Source organism: Nitrospira sp., from assembly GCA_015709715.1.
In the GTDB taxonomy this organism is placed as follows: Bacteria; Nitrospirota; Nitrospiria; order Nitrospirales; family Nitrospiraceae; genus Nitrospira_A.
In genome coordinates, this window is the sequence record CP054184.1 from 2294786 (window position 1) to 2313193 (window position 18408).

Consider the following 18408-nt stretch of genomic DNA (forward strand, 5'->3'; position numbering starts at 1 on the left):
CCTTAGGCGGCGAAGTGGGTAATCGCCGCCACAAACGTCTCGACCGGTTGCGCGCCCGACAACGCGGGCTTCCCATTGACCAAAAAATAGGGCACCCCGCGGATGCCCAGCCGGCGGCCGCGTTCCTCTTCGTCCCGAACCGCCTCCGCGCCGTCGTCGCTCTCTAAGAACGTCCGCACGCGATCACCGTCCAGGCCCGCCCGCCGGGCCAGCGTGACCAACGTCTCGGGCTGCCCCACGTTCATCCCTTCCGTGAAGCAGCCGTGAAACAGTTCCTCGACCACGTCATTCTGGTACCCTTCTCGATCGGCGAAGCAAATCAGCCGGTGCGCATCGAAGGTGTTGGGCGTTCGCTCCATTCGCCCAAAGGCGAAGTCGATGCCCACGGTCCGCCCGACCGTCGCCAGCCGTTCCTGTATGGCCGTCACTTCCCGCGCGCTCCCGAACTTCGCTTCAAGGTAGACGCGGCGATCCATCCCGGCCTTCGGCATGGTCGGGTTGAGTTGGAACGGGCGCCAGACGACGCGGGCATCGTTCTGCCTGCCGAGCGCCTCCAGCGCCTGTTCCAGCCGCCGCTTCCCGACGTAGCACCAGGGGCAGACCACATCGGAATACACCTCGATCGTCAGGGGCTGGTCGGTCATGCCAGATGCCCCATCTTGCCGGCCTGGTAATCCTGCACCGCCTGGACGATCTCATCGCGGGTGTTCATCACGAAGGGACCGTACCGCGCGATCGGCTCGTTGATCGGCGCTCCGGCCATGATCAGCACCGTCCCGTCGCCGCCCACCGCCTGCAATCGGACCCGGTCGCCGTTGTGCCCCAACAGGGCGAGTTCCGCCTCGCCGACTGTGGCCGTCCCATTGACCGTCACCTCGCCGCCTAGCACGAAGACCGCCGCCTGGTGACCGCTGGGGATGGCCACCTCCGTCTCCCGACCGGCCTTGAGCCGGACATCGTACAACTCGACGGGAGTGAAGGTCTTGGCCGACCCTCTTACTGTTCCGACCTGCCCCGCAATCACCCGCGCGACTCCGCCGTCTTTCGGCAACGGCACGGCCGGGATCTCGCCGTCCACGATCGTCTGGTACCGCGGGGGCGACATCTTGTCCTTGGCCGGCAGGTTCACCCACAATTGGACGGCCTGGAGGGTGCCTCCTTCCTTGGCCCAGGCGCGCTCATGCAATTCCTCATGCACGACGCCGGAGGCCGCCGTCATCCATTGAACATCACCAGGGCCAATCACCCCGGCATTCCCGCCGGAATCCCGATGGGCCAGGCGCCCCTGATAGACGATCGTGACCGTCTCAAACCCCCGATGTGGATGCTCGCCGACCCCACGAGGATGGTCGGTCGGCGGGAAGTAGGTCGGGCCCGCATAGTCCAGCATCAAAAATGGGCTGAGCGCCTGATCCAAATCATTACTAGGGAAGAGGTTCCGCACGGGGAACCCATCACCGACCATGTGGGCTGACCCCGGCCGGAAGACCTCGGCGACCTCTCGGACACCAGTAGTTTCGAGCGATGTCTTCGTCATCGGCGGCCTCCTTTCTTGGTTTCTCGTCATGCCTGGGTCGCGAGCAGCCCCACACCTACTCCGGCGGCCATGCCACCTGATTGGGACTGTAACCCTCCGGCCCAGCCAGTTCCACCACTTCTTGCCCTGTCCTCTGACACCTCACGCCGGCACCCCAGTATAATAGTTCTAGCTAGAACAAAGTCAAGGGGCGAATGTGGAGAGGCACTCGTGACCAGAAGAGTTCGGCGTGACAGGAGACGCGTATGCGCCAGAAACGAGGAGGGAGTTGCGTTACTCGGCCTTTCGGCCCTTGATCGCCCGTTCCACTTCGCGGCCTGCTTCTCTGGCCTTGATGGACTCCCGGCGATCGTACTGCTTTTTGCCCTTCGCCAGCGCGAGTTCCACCTTGGCGTGGCCGCGCTTGGAAAAATAGATCCGTAGGGGCACCAGCGTCAGCCCCTTCAGCTGTGTCTTGCCGATCAGCTTACCGATCTCTTTCCGATGCAGGAGCAGTTTCCGCTTCCTGAGGGGATCGTGGTTCATGACATTGCCGTGGGAGTAGGGGCTGATGTGGCAGTGGTGGAGATAAACCTCGCCGTCGTCCACCGAGGCGTAACTGTCCTGCAGATTGACCCGGCCCTCGCGTAACGACTTCACTTCGGTACCGCGCAAAATGACGCCGGCTTCGAATTTTTCTTCGATGAAGTAGTCGTGGTAGGCCTTCCGGTTCGTGGCCACCACCTTGTACTGATCGTCTTTATCGTGCGTCTTGGTCATAGTCCGTCGGCGACGACTGGTCCGGCCGCCCCGCACTTTGTTATCATGCACCCATGCGTGGACAGAGCCGTTTCGACTCCTTCAGCAGCATCCTGGCCGGCGTCGCCCACCGGCTGGGGCTGGAGAGCAAACTATTCGAGGCGCGGCTTCGCCGGGAATGGCCCCAGATCGTCGGAGCCTCGCTGGCGGACCACACCAGGCCCGACCAGATCCGGTTCAAAAAACTCTACGTCTTCGTACGCAGCTCCGTTTGGCTGCAGCAACTCAGCTTTCTCAAGCCGGTCTTGCTGCAACGGGTGAACGCCTTGGCCGAACAGCCGTTGGTGACGGAGATCGTGTTGCGGATCGGGGACTTCTCCGCGATCCAACCACCCGCTCCACAACCGACCGAGGCAGAATCGCGGGCTACGCCGACCGATCCGCGCCTCCTGGAGGAAGCTGCCGGCCATGCCCAGAGCATTCATGACGAGGCGCTCCGCCGACACCTCACCGAGGTGATGGTCAAGGCCTTGAGCCGGCCTGACTCTCCGCCGACCCGGCCACGGCCGGCCCCTTGAAGAGTTGGCGGGAATAGGCGGCAGTGGCGGCGCTGTCCTTGCCCTGCGGCACCGGCCCCATGCGCCCCTCTTCTTCCCGGCCCTCCAATCGATAGAATCCGCGCACCGAACTCTCGAACCCCTTCCGCACCGTGGCATCGTCGCCCGCCACATACTTGTGCAACATGTCCGGCTCGGTCCAGCCTTCATCCGTAAACACGTAGATCGCGATCCGTTGGTAGCGCCCCTGCGGATCATCCGGCGTGGTCGGTCGAATCTTCATGGGACCGAAGTTGCGCGTCTCGCGGCCGACTTTCCGGAAGCGTTCGATGAGCGTCTCGATCTCCGTATCGCTGGTCCAAGGCGGTACGTGCACGGCGACGATCGTCTCTTCCTGCGAGCCGATGCTGTAGGGGGGGATCGACCGATCAGGCCGGCTGAGAAACATGCCGCCCCAGATCAACGCGAACGAACCGAACAGCACGCCCAGCGCCATCTTGACGACGGTGTCCAGCGGCCGTTTGGCGGGAGGTGAAGTCGGCGCTCCGGCCGGCGGCGTCGGGTGGTTCATAGCCATGGTGAGGAGAGCCGGGGGAATACCGGTATGGCTCGTGCGGCGCTTACTCGCCCTCTTCGGGCGCTCCTTCTTCGCGTTCGACCAACCGCGCCACTGCCACAACGCGGTCGTCGTCGCCGTCCAGGTCGAGGAGCCGTACCCCCTGGGTATTGCGGCCGATTTCCCGGATGTCGTCGACCTTGCACCGCAGGACCTTGCCCTGCGCGGCCATCAGCATGATCTCATCCTCGTCCCGGACCTGGAGGAAGCCCACCGCAAGCCCGTTGCGTTCGGTCGTCTTCACACTGATGATGCCCTTCCCCCCGCGGCCCTGGACGCGATATTCGTTCACGGGCGTCCGCTTGCCGTACCCGCCTTCCGTCACGGTCAGGATCGCCGTGGTCGAATCGGGAGTGATCGTCTCCATACCGATGACTTCGTCGCCGGCTTCCAGCGTGATGCCCCGGACGCCGTGCGCCGTGCGCCCCATGGGGCGCACATCCTCTTCCTTGAATCGAATCGTAATGCCTCGTTTCGTGCCGAGCAAGATCTCCCGTTGGCCGTCGGTGATTTCCACCGCGATCAGCTTATCGCCCGCATCCAGCGTGATCGCGATGATGCCACCCTGGCGGGGATTGCCGTAGGCCGACAATTCGGTTTTCTTCACGACCCCCAACTTGGTGGCCATGACGATATAGCGGTCGGCGGGGAAATCCTTGACCGGCAAGGTCGCCGTGACCTTTTCGTCTTTCGAAAGGGCCAGCAGGTTGACCAGGGCCTTGCCCTTGGCCGCGCGGCTGGCTTCGGGAATTTCGTGCACTTTCAGCCAATAGACCTTACCCGCATCCGTGAAGAACAGGAGCGAGTCATGGGTGGAGGCCGTGAAGAGCGTCTCGACGAAATCTTCCTCCTTGATGCCCATCGCGATCTTGCCCTTGCCGCCGCGCCGCTGCGCTCGATAGAGGGTGACGGCATTGCGCTTGATGTAGCCGGCGTGGGAAATCGTGACGACGACTTCTTCTTCGGCAATCAGATCTTCCACCGTCAGCTCGGCTTCTTCCTTCACGATCTGGGTGCGCCGCTGGTCCTGATACTTCTCCTTGATCTCGCCCAACTCGTCGCGGATGATCTGGCGCACAAGCGCCTCGCTGCCCAACACGGAGCGCAAGTACTCGATCTGCTTCAACACCTCGCGATATTCCTCGATGAGCTTGTCGCGCTCGAGTTGAGTCAGGCGCTGCAGCCGCATGTCGAGAATGGCGTTGGCCTGGATTTCCGACAGTTGGAACTGCTGCATCAAGCCGGTGCGCGCCACATCCGGCGAGGGCGAGCGGCGGATCAACGCGATGACCGCGTCGAGATTGTCCAGGGCGATCTTGAGGCCTTCCAGAATATGGGCGCGTTCTTCCGCCTTGCGCAACTCATAGGCGGTGCGGCGGACGACGACTTCACGCCGATGCTCGATGAACGCGCTCAGGATCCGCTTGAGGTTCAACACCTCCGGCCGATTGTTCACCAACGCCAGCATGTTCACGCCGAACGTGGTCTGCAACTGACTGTGCTTGTAGAGGTTGTTCAGGACCACGAGCGGGATTTCGTTCCGCTTGAGTTCGATGACGATCCGCACGCCTTCACGGTCCGATTCGTCCCGAATGTCGGAGATGCCCGTCACGCGATCCTGTTGCGCCAACTCGGCGATCTTCTCGATGAGCTTGGCCTTGTTCACCTGGTACGGAATCTCGGTGACGATGAGGCGCTCGCGATCGGTCCGTTCATCCGTCTCGATGGCGACCTTCGCGCGGATCGTCAAGAGGCCGCGTCCCGTCTCGTAGGCGTCCTTGATCCCGGCGGTGCCATAGATGAAGCCGGCGGTCGGAAAATCCGGGCCGGGGATCTTCTTCATCAGCTGCGCGATCGTAACCTCCGGATGCTCCAGCAAGAGCAGGAGTCCCTCGATCACCTCGCCCAGGTTGTGCGTGGGAATGTTCGTGGCGTACCCGACCGCAATGCCGCCCGCGCCGTTGATCAGGAGGTTCGGCACCTTGGAGGGGAGCACCAGCGGCTCGACCCTGGACTCGTCATAGTTCGGACCGAAATCGACCGTCTCCTTGTCGATGTCCGCCAACAACTCCTCGGCCAGCTTGGTCAGCCGGGCCTCGGTGTACCGCATGGCCGCCGCCGCGTCGCCGTCCATGGAGCCATAGTTGCCCTGGCCGTCCACCAGCATGTAGCGCATGTTGAAGTCCTGCGCCATGCGGACGAGGGTGTCGTAGATCGCGCTGTCGCCATGGGGATGGTAGTTACCCATGATCTCGCCGACGATCTTGGCCGACTTGCGATAGGGCCGGTTGGCGGCGAGTCCCATCTCGTTCATGCCGTGCAGAATGCGCCGATGCACCGGCTTGAGCCCGTCGCGCACGTCCGGCAACGCGCGCCCGACGATCACGCTCATGGCGTAGTCGAGATACGACGAGCGCATCTCGTCTTCGATCGCAATCTGTCCTAAGCGTTCATCCGGCGGCATCGATCCTCCACTACACGTCCAAATTCCGGACTTCCAGCGCGTGCTGTTGAATGAAATTGCGCCGGGGTTCCACTTCGTCGCCCATCAAAATCGTGAAGATCTCGTCGACCCCCGTCATGTCTTCCAGCTTGACGCGGAGCAGGGTCCGTTTCTCCGGGTCCATGGTGGTTTCCCACAACTGGTCGGGGTTCATTTCGCCGAGGCCTTTGTAGCGCTGGATGTTCAGTCCCTGTTTGCCCTCTTCCAAAATCGTCTGCACCAGCTCGGCCGTGCCGAACTTTTGCTGCTCCGTTCCCTTCACCCTGATCCGGTAGGGCGGCTTGCCCAAGCCGATCGCCGAAGGCGCTTGTTTCTGCAATTCACGGAAGTCGGCGGATCCGACCAACTCATGGGTGATCTCCAGTTGATGAGTCATCCCGCCCGCCGCCACCTTGCAGACCAGTTTGCGTGACTGATGTTCTTCGTCTTCCAGGATGTCGATCGTCGGTTCGCCCTTCGGATAGAGCTGGGCGAGGGCGGCCTTCACGTTGGCCACGATCGGTCGGAGCACCGCTTCATCCTTCAACGCCTCCCTCGTCAAGGCCGGCTCATCCACGAAGAGGCGCAGCATGGTGGCTTCGTGCGTCCGCTTGTTGACCTTGTGCAGCAGGCTTTCGAACGCGATCAATTTCTTCAGGATCGGCAAGAGGCGGCGACCAGTGACGAAGTCCTGCCCGCTCTCGGCATAGACGTCCACTTCCTCCACGGCCAAGTCCGCGAGGTAGTCGTTCATCGCGGGCTCGTCCTTGAGGTATCGCTCGGTCTTGCCCTTCTTGACCTTGAAGAGGGGAGGCTGGGCGATATAGATGTAGCCCCGCTCCAGCAGTTCCGGCATCTGGCGGAAGAAGAAGGTCAGCAGCAACGTCCGGATGTGGCTGCCGTCCACGTCCGCGTCCGTCATGAGCACGATCTTGTGGTATCTCGTCCGCGCGATGTCGAAGGCTTCCTTGTCGGGCTTGTCTGAGTCTTCCTTCTTGCGGCCGATCCCCGTGCCGAGCGCCATGATGAGCGTCCGAATTTCATCGCTCGTCAGCATCTTGTCGAAGCGCGCCTTCTCGACGTTGAGGATCTTGCCCTTCAACGGCAGGATGGCTTGGAATTTCCGGTCGCGGCCCTGCTTGGCGGAGCCGCCGGCCGAATCGCCCTCGACGATGAACAATTCGCTCAGGGCCGGGTCCTTCTCCGAGCAGTCCGCGAGTTTCCCCGGGAGGCTGCCGCCGTCCAAGGCGCTTTTGCGCCGTATGAGTTCCTTGGCCTTGCGAGCCGCTTCGCGCGCGCGCGCCGCATCGATGGCCTTGCCGATGATTTTCCGCGCCACCGTCGGGTTCTCTTCGAAGTACGTACCCAGGGCCTCGTTCACCGCGGCCTCGACGATGCCCTTCACTTCGCTGTTGCCGAGTTTCGCCTTCGTCTGCCCTTCGAACTGCGGGTTGCGCACCTTCACGCTGACGACCCCGGTCAGGCCCTCTCGGACGTCGTCGCCGGAGAGCGACTCCACTTCCTTTTTCAGGAGGTCGTTGGCCCCGGCGTAGGAGTTGATCGTGCGGGTGAGCGCGGCCTTGAAGCCCACCAGATGGGTGCCGCCTTCCTTCGTGTTGATGTTGTTGGCAAACGAGAAGAGGTTTTCGGCGTAGCCGTCGTTGTACTGCAGAGCCACTTCCAGAATCAGATCGGGTTTCTCCACCCGAACATAGATCGGCTTGTGCAGCGGGGTCTTGGCCTCGTTGAGGTGATCGACGAACGAGACGATGCCGCCCTTGTAATGGAAGACCTGTTCCTTTTCCTTGCGGTCGTCCTTGAGCGTGATCGCCAGGCCCTTGTTAAGAAAGGCCAGTTCGCGGAGCCGCTGTGCCAGGACATCGAAACTGAACTCCAACGTTTCAAAAATCTGGCCGTCCGGCTTGAAACGGACCTTGGTGCCGCGGCGTTTGGTCTTGCCGGTGACGGCCAAAGGCGCCTGGGGTTTCCCCCGTTCGTACCGTTGCTCGAAGACCTGACCATCCTGCCAAATTTCCAGCTCCAACCACTCGGAGAGCGCGTTGACGACGGAGATGCCCACGCCATGGAGTCCGCCCGACACCGTGTACGCGCCCTGCTCGAACTTGCCGCCCGCGTGCAGCACGGTCAGCGCCACTTCGGCCGCCGACTTTTTCTGTGTGGGGTGCATGCCGGTGGGAATGCCGCGTCCGTTGTCCACCACGGTGACGCTGCCGTCGATGTGGATCGTCACCTCGATGGTTTCGCCGAACCCGGCCATGTGTTCGTCGACGCTGTTATCGACGACTTCGTAGACGAGGTGATGCAACCCGTCCACGCCGGTGCTGCCGATATACATGGCCGGCCGCTTCCGGACGGCATCGAGCCCTTCGAGAACTTTGATCTGATCCGCGCTGTAACTATCGGATTTGGGTTTGGGGGAGTTGTCCTGCTGGTCGTCCTTGGCCATTCAGCTCCTAAATTTTGATGGGCATCACCACGCACCTGAATCCGGGGCTTTCGGGCTCCTGGATCAAACAGGGGCTGAGCGCCGTGTCCATCTGCAACGACACCGATTGCCCGTCCATGACGCTGAGCGCATCCAAGAGATACCGGGCGTTGAAGCCGGTGTTGAGCGTCTCGCCTTCATAACGCGCCGCGAGTTCCTCCGTCGCCTCACCGTAGTCGGGATTGCTGGAGAAGAGCGTCATGCCGCCCGGCGCAAAGGAGACCTTCACGGCATTGGCCTTGTCTTTCGACAGGACCGATACTCGGCGCAGGGCGCTTTCGAGGAGGACGCGGTCCACCACGATGCGTTTGCCGCTCTCCTTCGGCACCACCTGCTGGTAGTTCGGGTAGTTCCCTTCCATCAGCCGCGAGGTCAGGAGCAGGCCGCTCTTTCTGAAAATCATGAGGTTTTTCGTGAACCCGATCAACGGCTCGCCATCGTCGCCCTCTTCCAACAGCCGACGCATCTCGTGGGCAGCTTTCTTCGGGATGATCGCCTTGATCTCCTGCGACGCCTGTTTTGCCCCCGCCGGTCCCACCTCCCGCTCCGCCACGGCCAACCGGTGGCCGTCGGTGCCGACCAGTCGCAGGAGCGTGGTCTTCTTGTCGGTCGTGGTCAAGGTGACGAGCAGGCCGTTGAGGATATAGCGGGCATCGTTGTCTCCGGCGGCGAAGAGCGTCTTGCGGATCAGTTCCAGCAACCCGGCCCCGGCCAAGGGGGTGAGCCCTTCGCGTTCGATGGACGGCAACGCGGGGTAATCGCTGCTGGGAAGCCCCACGACTTTGAATTGGCTCTTGCCGGACTGGATCGTCGTCCAGTTATTGTCCCCTGAGGTCAGCTCGATCTCGCCGCTTGGGAGCTCTTTGATGATCTCGTACAACTTGCGAGCAGAGATGGTCACACCACCGGCCTCTAGGACCGTCGCCTTGTACAGGCCGCGCATGCCGATCTCCAAGTCCGTGGCGACGATCTCAGCCCCGTCATGTTTGGCTTCCAACAGGATGTTCGAGAGGATCGGCATGGTGTTGCGTTTCTCGACCACGCCCTGTACCCGCTGCAGGCCGGTCAACAGTTCCTCTCGTCCGATGCGTACCTTCATGGTTCTCTCCCTCAGGAGGGCTAGGCCCTCAAAATCTGTTCCTTCAGGCCCTCGAGCGTCGACTGCAGGGTCTGGTCGGATTCTTTCGCCTTGGCGATCTGCCGACAGGCATGCATGATCGTGGTGTGGTCCTTCCCGCCGAACTGGCGCCCGATCTCCGGGAACGAGGCGTCGGTGAGCTCCCGACAGAGATACATGGCGATCTGCCGCGGGTGGACCAACGTCTTACTGCGTCGGCGAGACTTCAGGTCCCCGATCTTGAGATGGTATTTCGTGCCGACGACCTCTTGAATGTCTTCGATCGAGACGATCTTCTTCTTCTCGCCGATCAGGTCGCGCAACACGTTCTTCGCCATATCGAGGGTGATCGTTCGCCCGGTCAAGGACGCATAGGCGCCCAGCCGCACCAGCGAACCTTCCAGCTCCCGAATGTTGTTCTTCATCGTGGTGGCGAGGAAATGGATGACGTCCTCGGGCAACGCAATCTTCTCGTCTTCGGACTTCTTGCGCAGGATCGCGATGCGCGTCTCTACGTCGGGCGGCTGCAGATCGGCGATGAGCCCCCACTCGAAGCGTGAGCGCAGGCGCTCCTCGATATCCGGCATATCCTTCGGAAACCGATCACTCGAGAGTACGATCTGCTTGTGCGCTTCATAGAGCGTATTGAACGTATGAAAGAATTCTTCCTGTGTACGTTCCTTCCCGGCGAGAAATTGGATGTCATCGATCATCAGCATGTCGACGTTGCGGTAGCGCTTCCGCAAGTCGATCATCTTGTCGTACCGGATCGAATTGATGACCTCGTTCGTAAACTGTTCGGTCGTGAGATAGGCGATCCGCAGCTCGCTCCGCTCCGCCAGATAGTTCCCGATGGCGTTCAACAGATGCGTTTTCCCTAGGCCCACGCCGCCGTAGAGGAAGAGGGGATTGTAGGCCTTGGCCGGCTGCTCCGCCACGGCCATGCAGGCGGCATGGGCGAACTGGTTCCCCGCGCCGACCACGAAACTTTGGAAGGTATATTTCGGATTCAACTGGATCCCGCGCTTCGACCGCGACGGGATGACCCCGCGTCCTCCCCCATCCGTACCGGCCACATCCTGCGCAGGCGCGGAGGGACCCTTCCGGTTGATCACAAAGGCGATATCCAGCGCATCACCGCCGTGGGCTGCCGAGACTGCTTCCGCCAAGAGCTCGCGATAGTGCTCACTCAGCCAGTCGCCGAAAAACTTGTTTGGCACCGCCAGATAGGCGGTCGCATCTTCGACCCGGTCGAGTACCACCGGAGTGAACCAGGTCTCGAACACCTGCTTCGGAACCTTTTCTTGGATGTAGGACAACACATCATTCCACATCTGATAGACCTTATGATTTCAATAACTTACAACTGTTCACAGCTTTATCAACAGGTGTGGATAAACAACGTCGCACGATGCGGTTTTCCGCCAAATCTGCTGTCCTACGCAGGTGCCGCCTGTGGACAACTTTCTCTCCCTCATGACTGTCCGGCCATCCTCTCCACAGCCGCTCCCACCCTATCCCTCAATATCCCCTGCCTTATACACCATCTCATCAACATGGGGTAGGGCCTTTGATCCCCAACAACCATCGCGTCATTCTCATTCATCCACATCACTCACATGGCTTATTACTACTCCTGCGACGACTGATCTTTTCTCTTCTTTAAGAAGATACATAAGAGAAGAGGAGCAGGTCACAGCACGATCGTCTTATCATGTTCCTCGATCAGGGTTACCAGCTCGCGATACGAAATTGGCTTAGCCGATGACGGCCACCCCTGACTCCCCTCTTCCGTCTGCAACACGTACAGCGGCCCAGGGAATGTAATCGGGGAAGACAGGGCCCCTTCCAGCAACACTAAGGACGCATTAGCTTTGGGATCGGTCGTCAACAAGGATGGCGTGGCATCCCCAACCGGGCGACGGAGCAAATACAAGGTCTTGTGTGGTGTCATGATGTCTGACTGCAAATCCTTAAAAAACCAAGACTCGATCAGCTTGGGTGATCGCAGCCTGTACCTGCTCGACCGATCCAAACGTTACCTGGAATCCCTCTTGGAGATCCGGAGTCTCCCCTTCCGGTAGAACCAGGAGAAAGGGGATTTCGAGCTGCTCAAAGGACGGCAGATATTTTTCGAGAATCTCCACGTCGACGATGTCGTCCGTTTCTTCGGCCAGGAGCTGCCCCGCCGCCCCCAGGAGCACAACCGTGATGGGATTCTCGCCTGCTGCTAGACCCAGGGCGATGCGAAGCGCCTCGACCGGCCGGTGGGTCGTGCGAGGATCCTCACGAATGACGAGAACAATGGACGTGGCCACAGTAGATGGAACTCCCTCGTCGAAGAATCAGGTGAATGCGAGAAAGCGGTCGCAGCCGTTCACGATATTCGAGAGCACCACGAGGCCGCAGAGGGAGATGCGACGATCCAGCCCTTCAGTCGGGACCCCATGTTGCTGGCAACCATAAGCGCAGACGAACAGTTTCATGCCTCGCCCCACCAATTCGCCGTACTGGGGGTCGCGCAGGTTCTTGACCCCCTCGTCGATGAAGTAGACATAGAGGTCGATGCCCTTGGCCAGGGCCTCAGAAGCGAGATTCGCCACGGTTTCGACGCTAGGGTGAGAAGGGGCTGTGGACAAGAGGATGCCGAACTTCATGGCTGCCATCCGAACGTGCCTGTGGACAATGATTAAGAGTGCTGAAGAATCAAAGGTTTGTAGAACAAGAGCCGAATGCGGAGCCTACGGAGTTTGTATAGGAAAGTCAACTGGAAAAAGGGCGAAAGGTTAGGGCGTGAGCAGCCTTGTCTGGAGGGTGGAAGAGACCTCGGAAAGTGTGATCTCTTCCTGGGCTTTGGTCTGCATGTTCCGGATCGTCACACGACCCTGTGCCACCTCATCGTCCCCTAGGATGACGGCATAGAGGGATCTGAGGCGATCGGCTTGGCGGAGGTGAGCCTTCAGGGATGCAGCGCGAAAATCCATGTCTGCCGGAACCCCGGTGCGGCGCAACTCGTCCAACAGGGTGAAACCGACAGCGGCGGCCGCCGTCCCGAACGCGGCCACATAGACGCGGGGAGTAGCCCCGATAGCCGACTCTTCGGGCAACATCAGCGCGATACGCTCGAGGCCGACCGCAAACCCCACGGCGGGCACCGCCGGCCCACCGAGTTGTTCGACCAACCCGTCGTAACGGCCGCCGGCCCCCACGGCGTTTTGAGCCCCCAGATGCGAGCAGGTCACTTCGAAGGCCGTCAGGCAATAATAGTCCAAGCCGCGCACGAGCCGATGGTTGAGATGGAACGGAATACCCAGCGCCTGTAATCCCGATGTCACGCGATCGAAGTGGGCGCGCGCTTCCGGAGAGAGGGCATCGACAAGGCGCGGCGCCCCGTCCGTGGCCGTCCGGCATTCAGGAACTTTGCAATCCAGCACCCGCAAGGGGTTCGCGTCGATACGCCGGCGGCAATTGCTGCAAAGTTGAGCCTCGACGCCCTTGAGATAGGTCACGAGCGTCGGTTTGTACCGTGCCCGATCCTCGGCAGAGCCAAGGTTATTGAGCTCGAGCGTCAACCCTGGAAGCGACAAGTCGGAGAGCATACGCCACAAGAGGGAGAGCACCTCCACATCGGCTCGCGGATCGGACATGCCGAACGATTCGACGCCGAATTGATGAAACTGGCGCAATCGCCCGGCTTGAGGTCGTTCATGGCGAAACATCGGGCCGAGGTAACAAAACTTTTGTGGTCGCGGATCCGCCGCACGGTTGTGTTCGATGAAGGCTCGGACCGCGCCGGCCGTGCCTTCCGGCCGCAACGTCAACGAGGAGCCGTCGCGATCGGGAAAGGTATACATTTCTTTCTCGACGATGTCCGTCGTGGCCCCGATGCTGCGCGCAAAGAGGGTCGTCGTTTCGAAGATGGGCACCCGGATTTCCTGAAAACCATAACGTAAGGCCCAGCGGCGAGCTGTCTCTTCGATCAGCCGCCAACGAGGAGTCTCCTCGGGCAAGAGGTCCTTGACGCCTTTGATGGCTTTGATCATTGCGGCCGGTGGGTCCTTCGGTTCGTGCGGGACTATAGCGGCGGCTTCGGCGGCAAGTCAACGCGCGACCGCGCATCAGCCGAGAGACCTCGGAGAGTTGCGCGACATGGCGCAGGCGGGTATAGTGCCGAGCCTAAAACCGTAACCCCTGACCACGCTCGACGACGATGACCACACAAGGCCGCCGCGTACTCGCCCTGGCTCCGATGCCGCCGGAGAAATCCGCCTATGCGTTGGCGCGTTATAGCCGTTCTCCCGATAGCATCGAGAACAGCCTCACGTGGGTCCACGGCCATTCGTCGGAGAAATTTTGGGAGCAGTTTTATTTCGACTATGGACATGCCTCGATTGCGGACCTGGGGCACGTCATCATTTGCTTCGAACAGATTTCCGAATTGGCCGCGATCCGGTTGGAGGATGAGCCGCTGTGGGACGGGCAGGCCAAATCCAGTCGGTATCAGAACTTCGCCTCCAATAACTGGTTCGTCCCCGACGCCATTCGCGGGCAGGATGCGGAAGGGTCGTATCTCGGTATCCTCCGCAGCCTCGGGACGGTCTATCGAGCCCTGCATGAACCGCTCTGCGAATTCCTGACCGAGAGGGAACCTCGGCCGGACGACATGACACCGGCGGCCTACCAGCGGGCGATCGCCGCCCGAGCCTTTGATGTGACGCGCTACCTGCTGCCGCTCGCGGCCCAGACCAATGTCGGCCAAGTGGTGAGCATCCGCACCCTGGAGAAGCAGATCTCCCGTCTGTTGTCTTCGCAACTGCCCGAACTGCGGATGATCGGCGAAGAATTGAAGGAGGCCTGTCAGCGCAAGCCGGTCAACCTCTGGGGAGAACTCTCCGGGCAGGCGGCCGGATTGGGAGAACCCCTCGCGCCGACGTTGGCGCGCCATGCGAAAGCCAGTCCCTACCAAGCGTCGGTCTACAGCGACCTCGCGCGTTATGCGAAGGAGGCGCTACGGAACACGGGCCTCGACCAGCCGACGAACTGGGGTGAAACCAAACCGGTCGACTTGATCGAGACCCACCATCCGCTCGACGAGGTGGTGACCACGCTGCTCTACCGCGCCAGCCAAGCCCCCTATCGAAAAATCCTGGCCGTGGTGCAGAACTGGACCGACAAAGACAAGCAGGCCGCCATCGAAGTCGCCCTGCAGCGCCGCGGACCCTACGATGAGTTGATCAAGGAATTCCGGAGCGGGTACGCCTTCATCTTCGACGTCACCATGGATATCGGCGGATGGCGGGACATGCATCGTCACCGACGTTGCCAGCAGATCCAACAGAATTTCACGACCGCGTTGGGGTTCGAGACGCCGCCCATGCTTGCCGAGGCCGGTCTCGAACGCGAATACCAGGACGCCATGATGCATGTGAAGGCCGACGTCGAGCAGCTCCGGAAGATCAGTCAGGAAGCAGCGCTCTATGCCATTCCCTTCGGGTTCTCCGTACGTTGTCTCTTCAAGATGGACTTTGCCGAGGCCGAATACATTGCGAAGCTGCGATCCGGCGTGAAGGGACACTGGTCCTATCGCACCATCGCCTGGCTGATGAAACAACAACTCACTGAACGGTATCCGATCCTGGGCGCCCGCATGGAGGCGACGCCGCCCGATGTGCAGGATGTCCTTACCCGCTGACCGGCCGGCCCCGTACCATGACCACCTTCCAAGACCAGATTGAATCGGCCTTCGTGGCAGGAGAGTGGGAGCGTCTCGGGCGCGAGGCTGCAGCCTGGGCCCAGGCGGTGGAGGCCGCCGCCGAACGCAATCCCCGGCCCTATTTCGCCCTCAATGTCACGCATCTGTTGCGGGGCCAATTCGCGGAGGCCTGGCGGGTGCACGCCAAGGCCCTGCAAGAGGCCGAGGACATCGAGACCGTCCGGCAGTGGGTGGAGTCGCTCGCGGCGCGGCATCCGGCCAATGCCCATCTGCATCTCGTGCAGGGGTTGTTCCTGGCGCAGTCGGGCCAGTCGGAGCAATCGGTGATCTATTATAAAGAGGCGGCCAAGCTCGATCCGCAGTCTGCCTATCCCCATTACTTCTTAGCGCAGATCCACGAGCGCGCCGCGCATGTCGAGATGGCGATCAAGGAGTATCGCGAAGCGGTCCGGCTCGACCCGACCTTTGCCCCCGCCCGCACCAATCTCGGCGTGGCCTATCAGGAACAGGGCCGACTCGAAATGGCGATTCCGCAATATCGCGAAGTCATCAAACTGAACCCCTATGATGCCATTGCGCACGCCAACCTGGCCTGTGCCTTGGCGGAGCAGGGCAAGTTCGAACCGGCCCTACAGGCCTATAAAGAAGCGCTCAGGCTGAATCCGCAGGATGCGGAGGTCCACCTCGCCTTGGGGGGCCTGTACGAAACGAAGGGGCGGACGGATCTGGCCATGAAGGAATATCGGGACGCCGTGGAGGCCAACCCGGCCCTGGCGTCCGCCCACACCGCGTTGGGCTGGCTCTTGATGGAAAAGTCGCGGCCTACGGAAGCCATGGAGTGTTTCAATCGAGCGGTGAAAGCCAATCCGGAAGATGCGCAGGCCTACTACGGCATCGGCCGCATCTACGCCGCTCGAGGCAAACGCGAATCCGCCGCCGAAAACTTCTCCAAAGCCATCCGCCTGGAAAAAGATCCCGCCAAGAAAAACGACATCATGAACGCCCTCTTCGCGAGCGGCCAGACCGGGGATTGAGCAGGCCAGAAAGCGTACGTTCTTATTAGCGCGCGGATCGACCGTTCGAAGCGAGATCGCGTGGCTCCAGGTAGGGCACTCTTCTCACTGAGAACATCCCCGGCAAGCGGTTCCCTCAAGGATGCCGGTCAAGCGATTGGTAAGAGCAAGGAGGGTGGAATCGACGGCGTAATTCGTCAGGACAAGTTGGGCTTGGATAATATTTATGTCCAAGCGAAACGGTGGAATGATAAGCCGGTGAGTAGCCCGGACATCGACCAATTCGCAGGCGCGCTTTCCAAGATGAAAGCGAACAAAGGCATTTTTATCACAACCTCCACATTCACTAAAGACGCGCGCGCATCCGTGTATTCCTCACGAATTATCCTCATCGATGGTGCGCAATTAGCGGGGTATATGATTGATCACGATGTGGGGGTGTCGATTGCTTCAACCTATGAAATCAAGAGAGTCGACTCGGATTTCTTCGAGGAGGACATCGAATAAATTCCCTTGTTCCATCCGAACCGTCAGTGGCTTTCAGCACCCTGTGCATGGACTCCGGCTTGACCCTTCCATAGGCCTCGGTTAGTATCCACAATGGTGCCATTACGGAACCATCTGAGAGGAGATTGCCGTGGCAACCTTGACCATCAAAAACATTCCCGAGCCCTTAGTCAAATGTCTCAAACAGCGAGCAGCTGCGCATCGGCGCAGTTTGAACTTTGAGGTCATTTCTTGCCTTGAACAGATGACCCACAGCGTCCCCGTTGATGCGGATGCCTTACTGGCAAGGGCGCGGGCGGTACGCTGTGTTCCTAAAGGCGTTCGACTCAACGATCGTCTGCTTCAGGATCTCAAAACGGCCGGTCGACCATGATTGTGGCGGATACGAATCTGTTGATCTATCTCTATGTCCAAGGCCAGCGGACTCAAGAGAGCGAGGCTGTACTGAGGCAGGATGCGGTGTGGACGGTACCACTGCTGTGGCGCTCAGAGTTTCGGAATGCCTTGGTCGGGCTGATCCGTACAGGCGCGCTTCAGTTGAATGATGCGCTCGCCATGAGCGAGGAAGCAGAACGATGGCTGAACGGATATGAATACAGCGTGCTCTCGCCACATGTGCTGACATTAGCCACTCGGTCTAGTTGTTCCGCCTATGATTGTGAATTCGTGGCTCTTGCCCAGGATTTGGAAGTGCCGTTGGTCACGAGTGATCGTCAGGTTCTGAACGCATTTCCAACGATTGCCGTTTCTCCGTCCGACTTTACGGCCTGATGGGAAAACGGTAGGCGGGGACAAATTCTCTGATGCCGTCTTTTCCAAGGGAAGATTGAGACGCAAACGATAGCGAAGCAGTGACGGAGTCGGTATCAGGATTGCGACGCGTCCCGCGTTACAGCTCTCGAATCGCGCCTTGGAGGACGGTGATCTGGGTGACGGGGTCGCCGGCGGCTTGCAGCTCCACGCGCATCTGTTCCTTGAGGTAGGACGAGTAGCCGATCTTGTCGATGAGGAGTTCGAGAAACCGCTCGGACGGCAGGAGACTCTGGGCCTTGAGTTCTTCGATGGTCTCATCGCTCACCGGCACGTAGCTGCTGCCGATGTGGAAGATGATGTTGTAGTGGCGATCGCGCCCCAACCGCTCGAACCGTAGTCCCTTCACGTGCCGTCCTTCCTGCTACAGGCCAACGGGGGCCCATTGTAGACAATCACCGGTGAGAAGACAAGGTCGCGGCATTCCACGCGTTTTGTCAGGACCGCCCGGGTTTTTTCCCGAAGTACTCGACCCGGCTGACGGTGACGTCGGACACGAACATGACGCCCGAGTACCGATCGAAGAGCGGCCGCAAGCCGGCCAGGATCGGCTCCACCTTTTCCTCCGGCACCACGGTCATGATCATGACCAAGCTCTCCTGTTCGCTGAACATGAAGTGGGCTTCGCGCAGGCCGTGATGTCCCTTGCCTGAAATGTTGCCGATGATTGTATAGCCGGTGGCCTGCACCTTGTCCAGCAACTCGGTGACGAACGGTCGATTCTCCCCCGACACGATGACGCGAATTTCTTTCATCGCATGCAGCGTCAACTCGCCCATGGTTCCACTCCTTTTCCAGTGTCGCGCAACGCG

At 60.5% G+C, this 18408-nt stretch carries 19 protein-coding genes; 5 read left to right on the plus strand and 14 right to left on the minus strand.

Going from position 1 to position 18408, the window contains the following annotated elements:
- Positions 1 to 2 precede the first annotated feature (2 nt).
- The 3 genes from HRU82_10995 to smpB form a co-directional block, all read right to left on the minus strand.
- Positions 3 to 644, minus strand: coding sequence for a DsbA family oxidoreductase (locus HRU82_10995; protein QOJ35432.1), 642 nt, complete (start codon positions 642 to 644; stop codon positions 3 to 5).
- Positions 641 to 1537: a pirin family protein gene (locus HRU82_11000; GenBank protein QOJ35433.1), complete on the minus strand. Its 897-nt coding sequence runs from the start codon at positions 1535 to 1537 to the stop codon at positions 641 to 643. The genes HRU82_10995 and HRU82_11000 overlap by 4 nt, the downstream gene beginning before the upstream one ends.
- Positions 1538 to 1810: 273 nt before the next feature.
- A complete protein-coding gene (gene smpB, locus HRU82_11005) occupies positions 1811 to 2296 on the minus strand; it encodes an SsrA-binding protein SmpB (protein ID QOJ35434.1) in 486 nt (161 codons plus the stop codon).
- 53 nt (positions 2297 to 2349) lie between these two features.
- Between smpB and HRU82_11010 the strand changes: the two genes are divergently transcribed.
- Positions 2350 to 2853 (plus strand): DUF721 domain-containing protein, encoded by a 504-nt coding sequence (locus HRU82_11010; GenBank protein ID QOJ35435.1) that lies wholly within the window; start codon positions 2350 to 2352, stop codon positions 2851 to 2853.
- Here HRU82_11010 and HRU82_11015 read toward each other — a convergent pair.
- From HRU82_11015 to HRU82_11055, 9 genes are all read right to left on the minus strand, one after another.
- Positions 2798 to 3403 (minus strand): hypothetical protein, encoded by a 606-nt coding sequence (locus HRU82_11015; GenBank protein ID QOJ35436.1) that lies wholly within the window; start codon positions 3401 to 3403, stop codon positions 2798 to 2800. The genes HRU82_11010 and HRU82_11015 overlap by 56 nt on opposite strands.
- A 49-nt stretch (positions 3404 to 3452) precedes the next feature.
- Positions 3453 to 5912, minus strand: coding sequence for a DNA gyrase subunit A (gene gyrA, locus HRU82_11020; GenBank protein ID QOJ35437.1), 2460 nt, complete (start codon positions 5910 to 5912; stop codon positions 3453 to 3455).
- Positions 5913 to 5922: 10 nt separating this feature from the next.
- Positions 5923 to 8397, minus strand: a complete 2475-nt coding sequence (gene gyrB / locus HRU82_11025) for a DNA topoisomerase (ATP-hydrolyzing) subunit B (protein QOJ35438.1) — start codon at positions 8395 to 8397, stop codon at positions 5923 to 5925.
- A gap of 7 nt (positions 8398 to 8404) precedes the next feature.
- The gene (gene dnaN, locus HRU82_11030) at positions 8405 to 9535 is read right to left on the minus strand and encodes a DNA polymerase III subunit beta (GenBank protein QOJ35439.1); all 1131 of its coding nucleotides are present in this window, start codon (positions 9533 to 9535) and stop codon (positions 8405 to 8407) included.
- 20 nt (positions 9536 to 9555) lie between these two features.
- Positions 9556 to 10887: a chromosomal replication initiator protein DnaA gene (gene dnaA / locus HRU82_11035; protein ID QOJ35440.1), complete on the minus strand. Its 1332-nt coding sequence runs from the start codon at positions 10885 to 10887 to the stop codon at positions 9556 to 9558.
- A gap of 359 nt (positions 10888 to 11246) precedes the next feature.
- Positions 11247 to 11507: a hypothetical protein gene (locus tag HRU82_11040; GenBank protein ID QOJ35441.1), complete on the minus strand. Its 261-nt coding sequence runs from the start codon at positions 11505 to 11507 to the stop codon at positions 11247 to 11249.
- 19 nt (positions 11508 to 11526) lie between these two features.
- Positions 11527 to 11871 (minus strand): hypothetical protein, encoded by a 345-nt coding sequence (locus HRU82_11045; GenBank protein QOJ35442.1) that lies wholly within the window; start codon positions 11869 to 11871, stop codon positions 11527 to 11529.
- Positions 11872 to 11898: 27 nt separating this feature from the next.
- A complete protein-coding gene (locus tag HRU82_11050; protein QOJ35443.1) occupies positions 11899 to 12219 on the minus strand; it encodes a DsrE family protein in 321 nt (106 codons plus the stop codon).
- Positions 12220 to 12339: 120 nt separating this feature from the next.
- Positions 12340 to 13596, minus strand: coding sequence for a histidine--tRNA ligase (locus HRU82_11055; GenBank protein QOJ35444.1), 1257 nt, complete (start codon positions 13594 to 13596; stop codon positions 12340 to 12342).
- Positions 13597 to 13763: 167 nt separating this feature from the next.
- Here HRU82_11055 and HRU82_11060 point away from each other — a divergent pair, with 167 nt between their 5' ends.
- The 4 genes from HRU82_11060 (at position 13764) to HRU82_11075 (ending at position 17557) form a co-directional block, all read left to right on the plus strand.
- The gene (locus tag HRU82_11060; protein QOJ35445.1) at positions 13764 to 15245 is read left to right on the plus strand and encodes an FAD-dependent thymidylate synthase; all 1482 of its coding nucleotides are present in this window, start codon (positions 13764 to 13766) and stop codon (positions 15243 to 15245) included.
- A 17-nt stretch (positions 15246 to 15262) separates the two neighbouring features.
- Positions 15263 to 16300: a tetratricopeptide repeat protein gene (locus HRU82_11065; protein ID QOJ35446.1), complete on the plus strand. Its 1038-nt coding sequence runs from the start codon at positions 15263 to 15265 to the stop codon at positions 16298 to 16300.
- Between the two features lie 87 nt (positions 16301 to 16387).
- Entirely contained in the window at positions 16388 to 16786 is a 399-nt protein-coding gene (locus HRU82_11070) for a restriction endonuclease (GenBank protein ID QOJ37183.1), read from the plus strand.
- A 369-nt stretch (positions 16787 to 17155) separates the two neighbouring features.
- Entirely contained in the window at positions 17156 to 17557 is a 402-nt protein-coding gene (locus tag HRU82_11075; protein ID QOJ35447.1) for a type II toxin-antitoxin system VapC family toxin, read from the plus strand.
- A gap of 118 nt (positions 17558 to 17675) precedes the next feature.
- Here the strand turns inward: HRU82_11075 and HRU82_11080 are convergent, their stop codons facing one another.
- A complete protein-coding gene (locus HRU82_11080; protein ID QOJ35448.1) occupies positions 17676 to 17945 on the minus strand; it encodes a hypothetical protein in 270 nt (89 codons plus the stop codon).
- A gap of 88 nt (positions 17946 to 18033) precedes the next feature.
- Positions 18034 to 18375 carry a P-II family nitrogen regulator gene (locus tag HRU82_11085; protein ID QOJ35449.1) on the minus strand — a complete coding sequence of 114 codons (342 nt, stop codon included), beginning with the start codon at positions 18373 to 18375 and terminating at the stop codon, positions 18034 to 18036.
- Between the last annotated feature and the right edge of the window lie 33 nt (positions 18376 to 18408).

What these genes read in the sequence shown, in the direction of transcription:
- HRU82_10995 (QOJ35432.1), bottom strand. Translation starts at nt 644, where the DNA reads ATGACCGACCAGCCCCTGACGATCGAGGTGTATTCCGATGTGGTCTGC.
- HRU82_11000 (QOJ35433.1), bottom strand. Translation starts at nt 1,537, where the DNA reads ATGACGAAGACATCGCTCGAAACTACTGGTGTCCGAGAGGTCGCCGAG.
- smpB (QOJ35434.1), bottom strand. Translation starts at nt 2,296, where the DNA reads ATGACCAAGACGCACGATAAAGACGATCAGTACAAGGTGGTGGCCACG.
- HRU82_11010 (QOJ35435.1), top strand. Translation starts at nt 2,350, where the DNA reads ATGCGTGGACAGAGCCGTTTCGACTCCTTCAGCAGCATCCTGGCCGGC.
- HRU82_11015 (QOJ35436.1), bottom strand. Translation starts at nt 3,403, where the DNA reads ATGAACCACCCGACGCCGCCGGCCGGAGCGCCGACTTCACCTCCCGCC.
- gyrA (QOJ35437.1), bottom strand. Translation starts at nt 5,912, where the DNA reads ATGCCGCCGGATGAACGCTTAGGACAGATTGCGATCGAAGACGAGATG.
- gyrB (QOJ35438.1), bottom strand. Translation starts at nt 8,397, where the DNA reads ATGGCCAAGGACGACCAGCAGGACAACTCCCCCAAACCCAAATCCGAT.
- dnaN (QOJ35439.1), bottom strand. Translation starts at nt 9,535, where the DNA reads ATGAAGGTACGCATCGGACGAGAGGAACTGTTGACCGGCCTGCAGCGG.
- dnaA (QOJ35440.1), bottom strand. Translation starts at nt 10,887, where the DNA reads ATGTGGAATGATGTGTTGTCCTACATCCAAGAAAAGGTTCCGAAGCAG.
- HRU82_11040 (QOJ35441.1), bottom strand. Translation starts at nt 11,507, where the DNA reads ATGACACCACACAAGACCTTGTATTTGCTCCGTCGCCCGGTTGGGGAT.
- HRU82_11050 (QOJ35443.1), bottom strand. Translation starts at nt 12,219, where the DNA reads ATGGCAGCCATGAAGTTCGGCATCCTCTTGTCCACAGCCCCTTCTCAC.
- HRU82_11055 (QOJ35444.1), bottom strand. Translation starts at nt 13,596, where the DNA reads ATGATCAAAGCCATCAAAGGCGTCAAGGACCTCTTGCCCGAGGAGACT.
- HRU82_11060 (QOJ35445.1), top strand. Translation starts at nt 13,764, where the DNA reads ATGACCACACAAGGCCGCCGCGTACTCGCCCTGGCTCCGATGCCGCCG.
- HRU82_11065 (QOJ35446.1), top strand. Translation starts at nt 15,263, where the DNA reads ATGACCACCTTCCAAGACCAGATTGAATCGGCCTTCGTGGCAGGAGAG.
- HRU82_11075 (QOJ35447.1), top strand. Translation starts at nt 17,156, where the DNA reads ATGATTGTGGCGGATACGAATCTGTTGATCTATCTCTATGTCCAAGGC.
- HRU82_11085 (QOJ35449.1), bottom strand. Translation starts at nt 18,375, where the DNA reads ATGGGCGAGTTGACGCTGCATGCGATGAAAGAAATTCGCGTCATCGTG.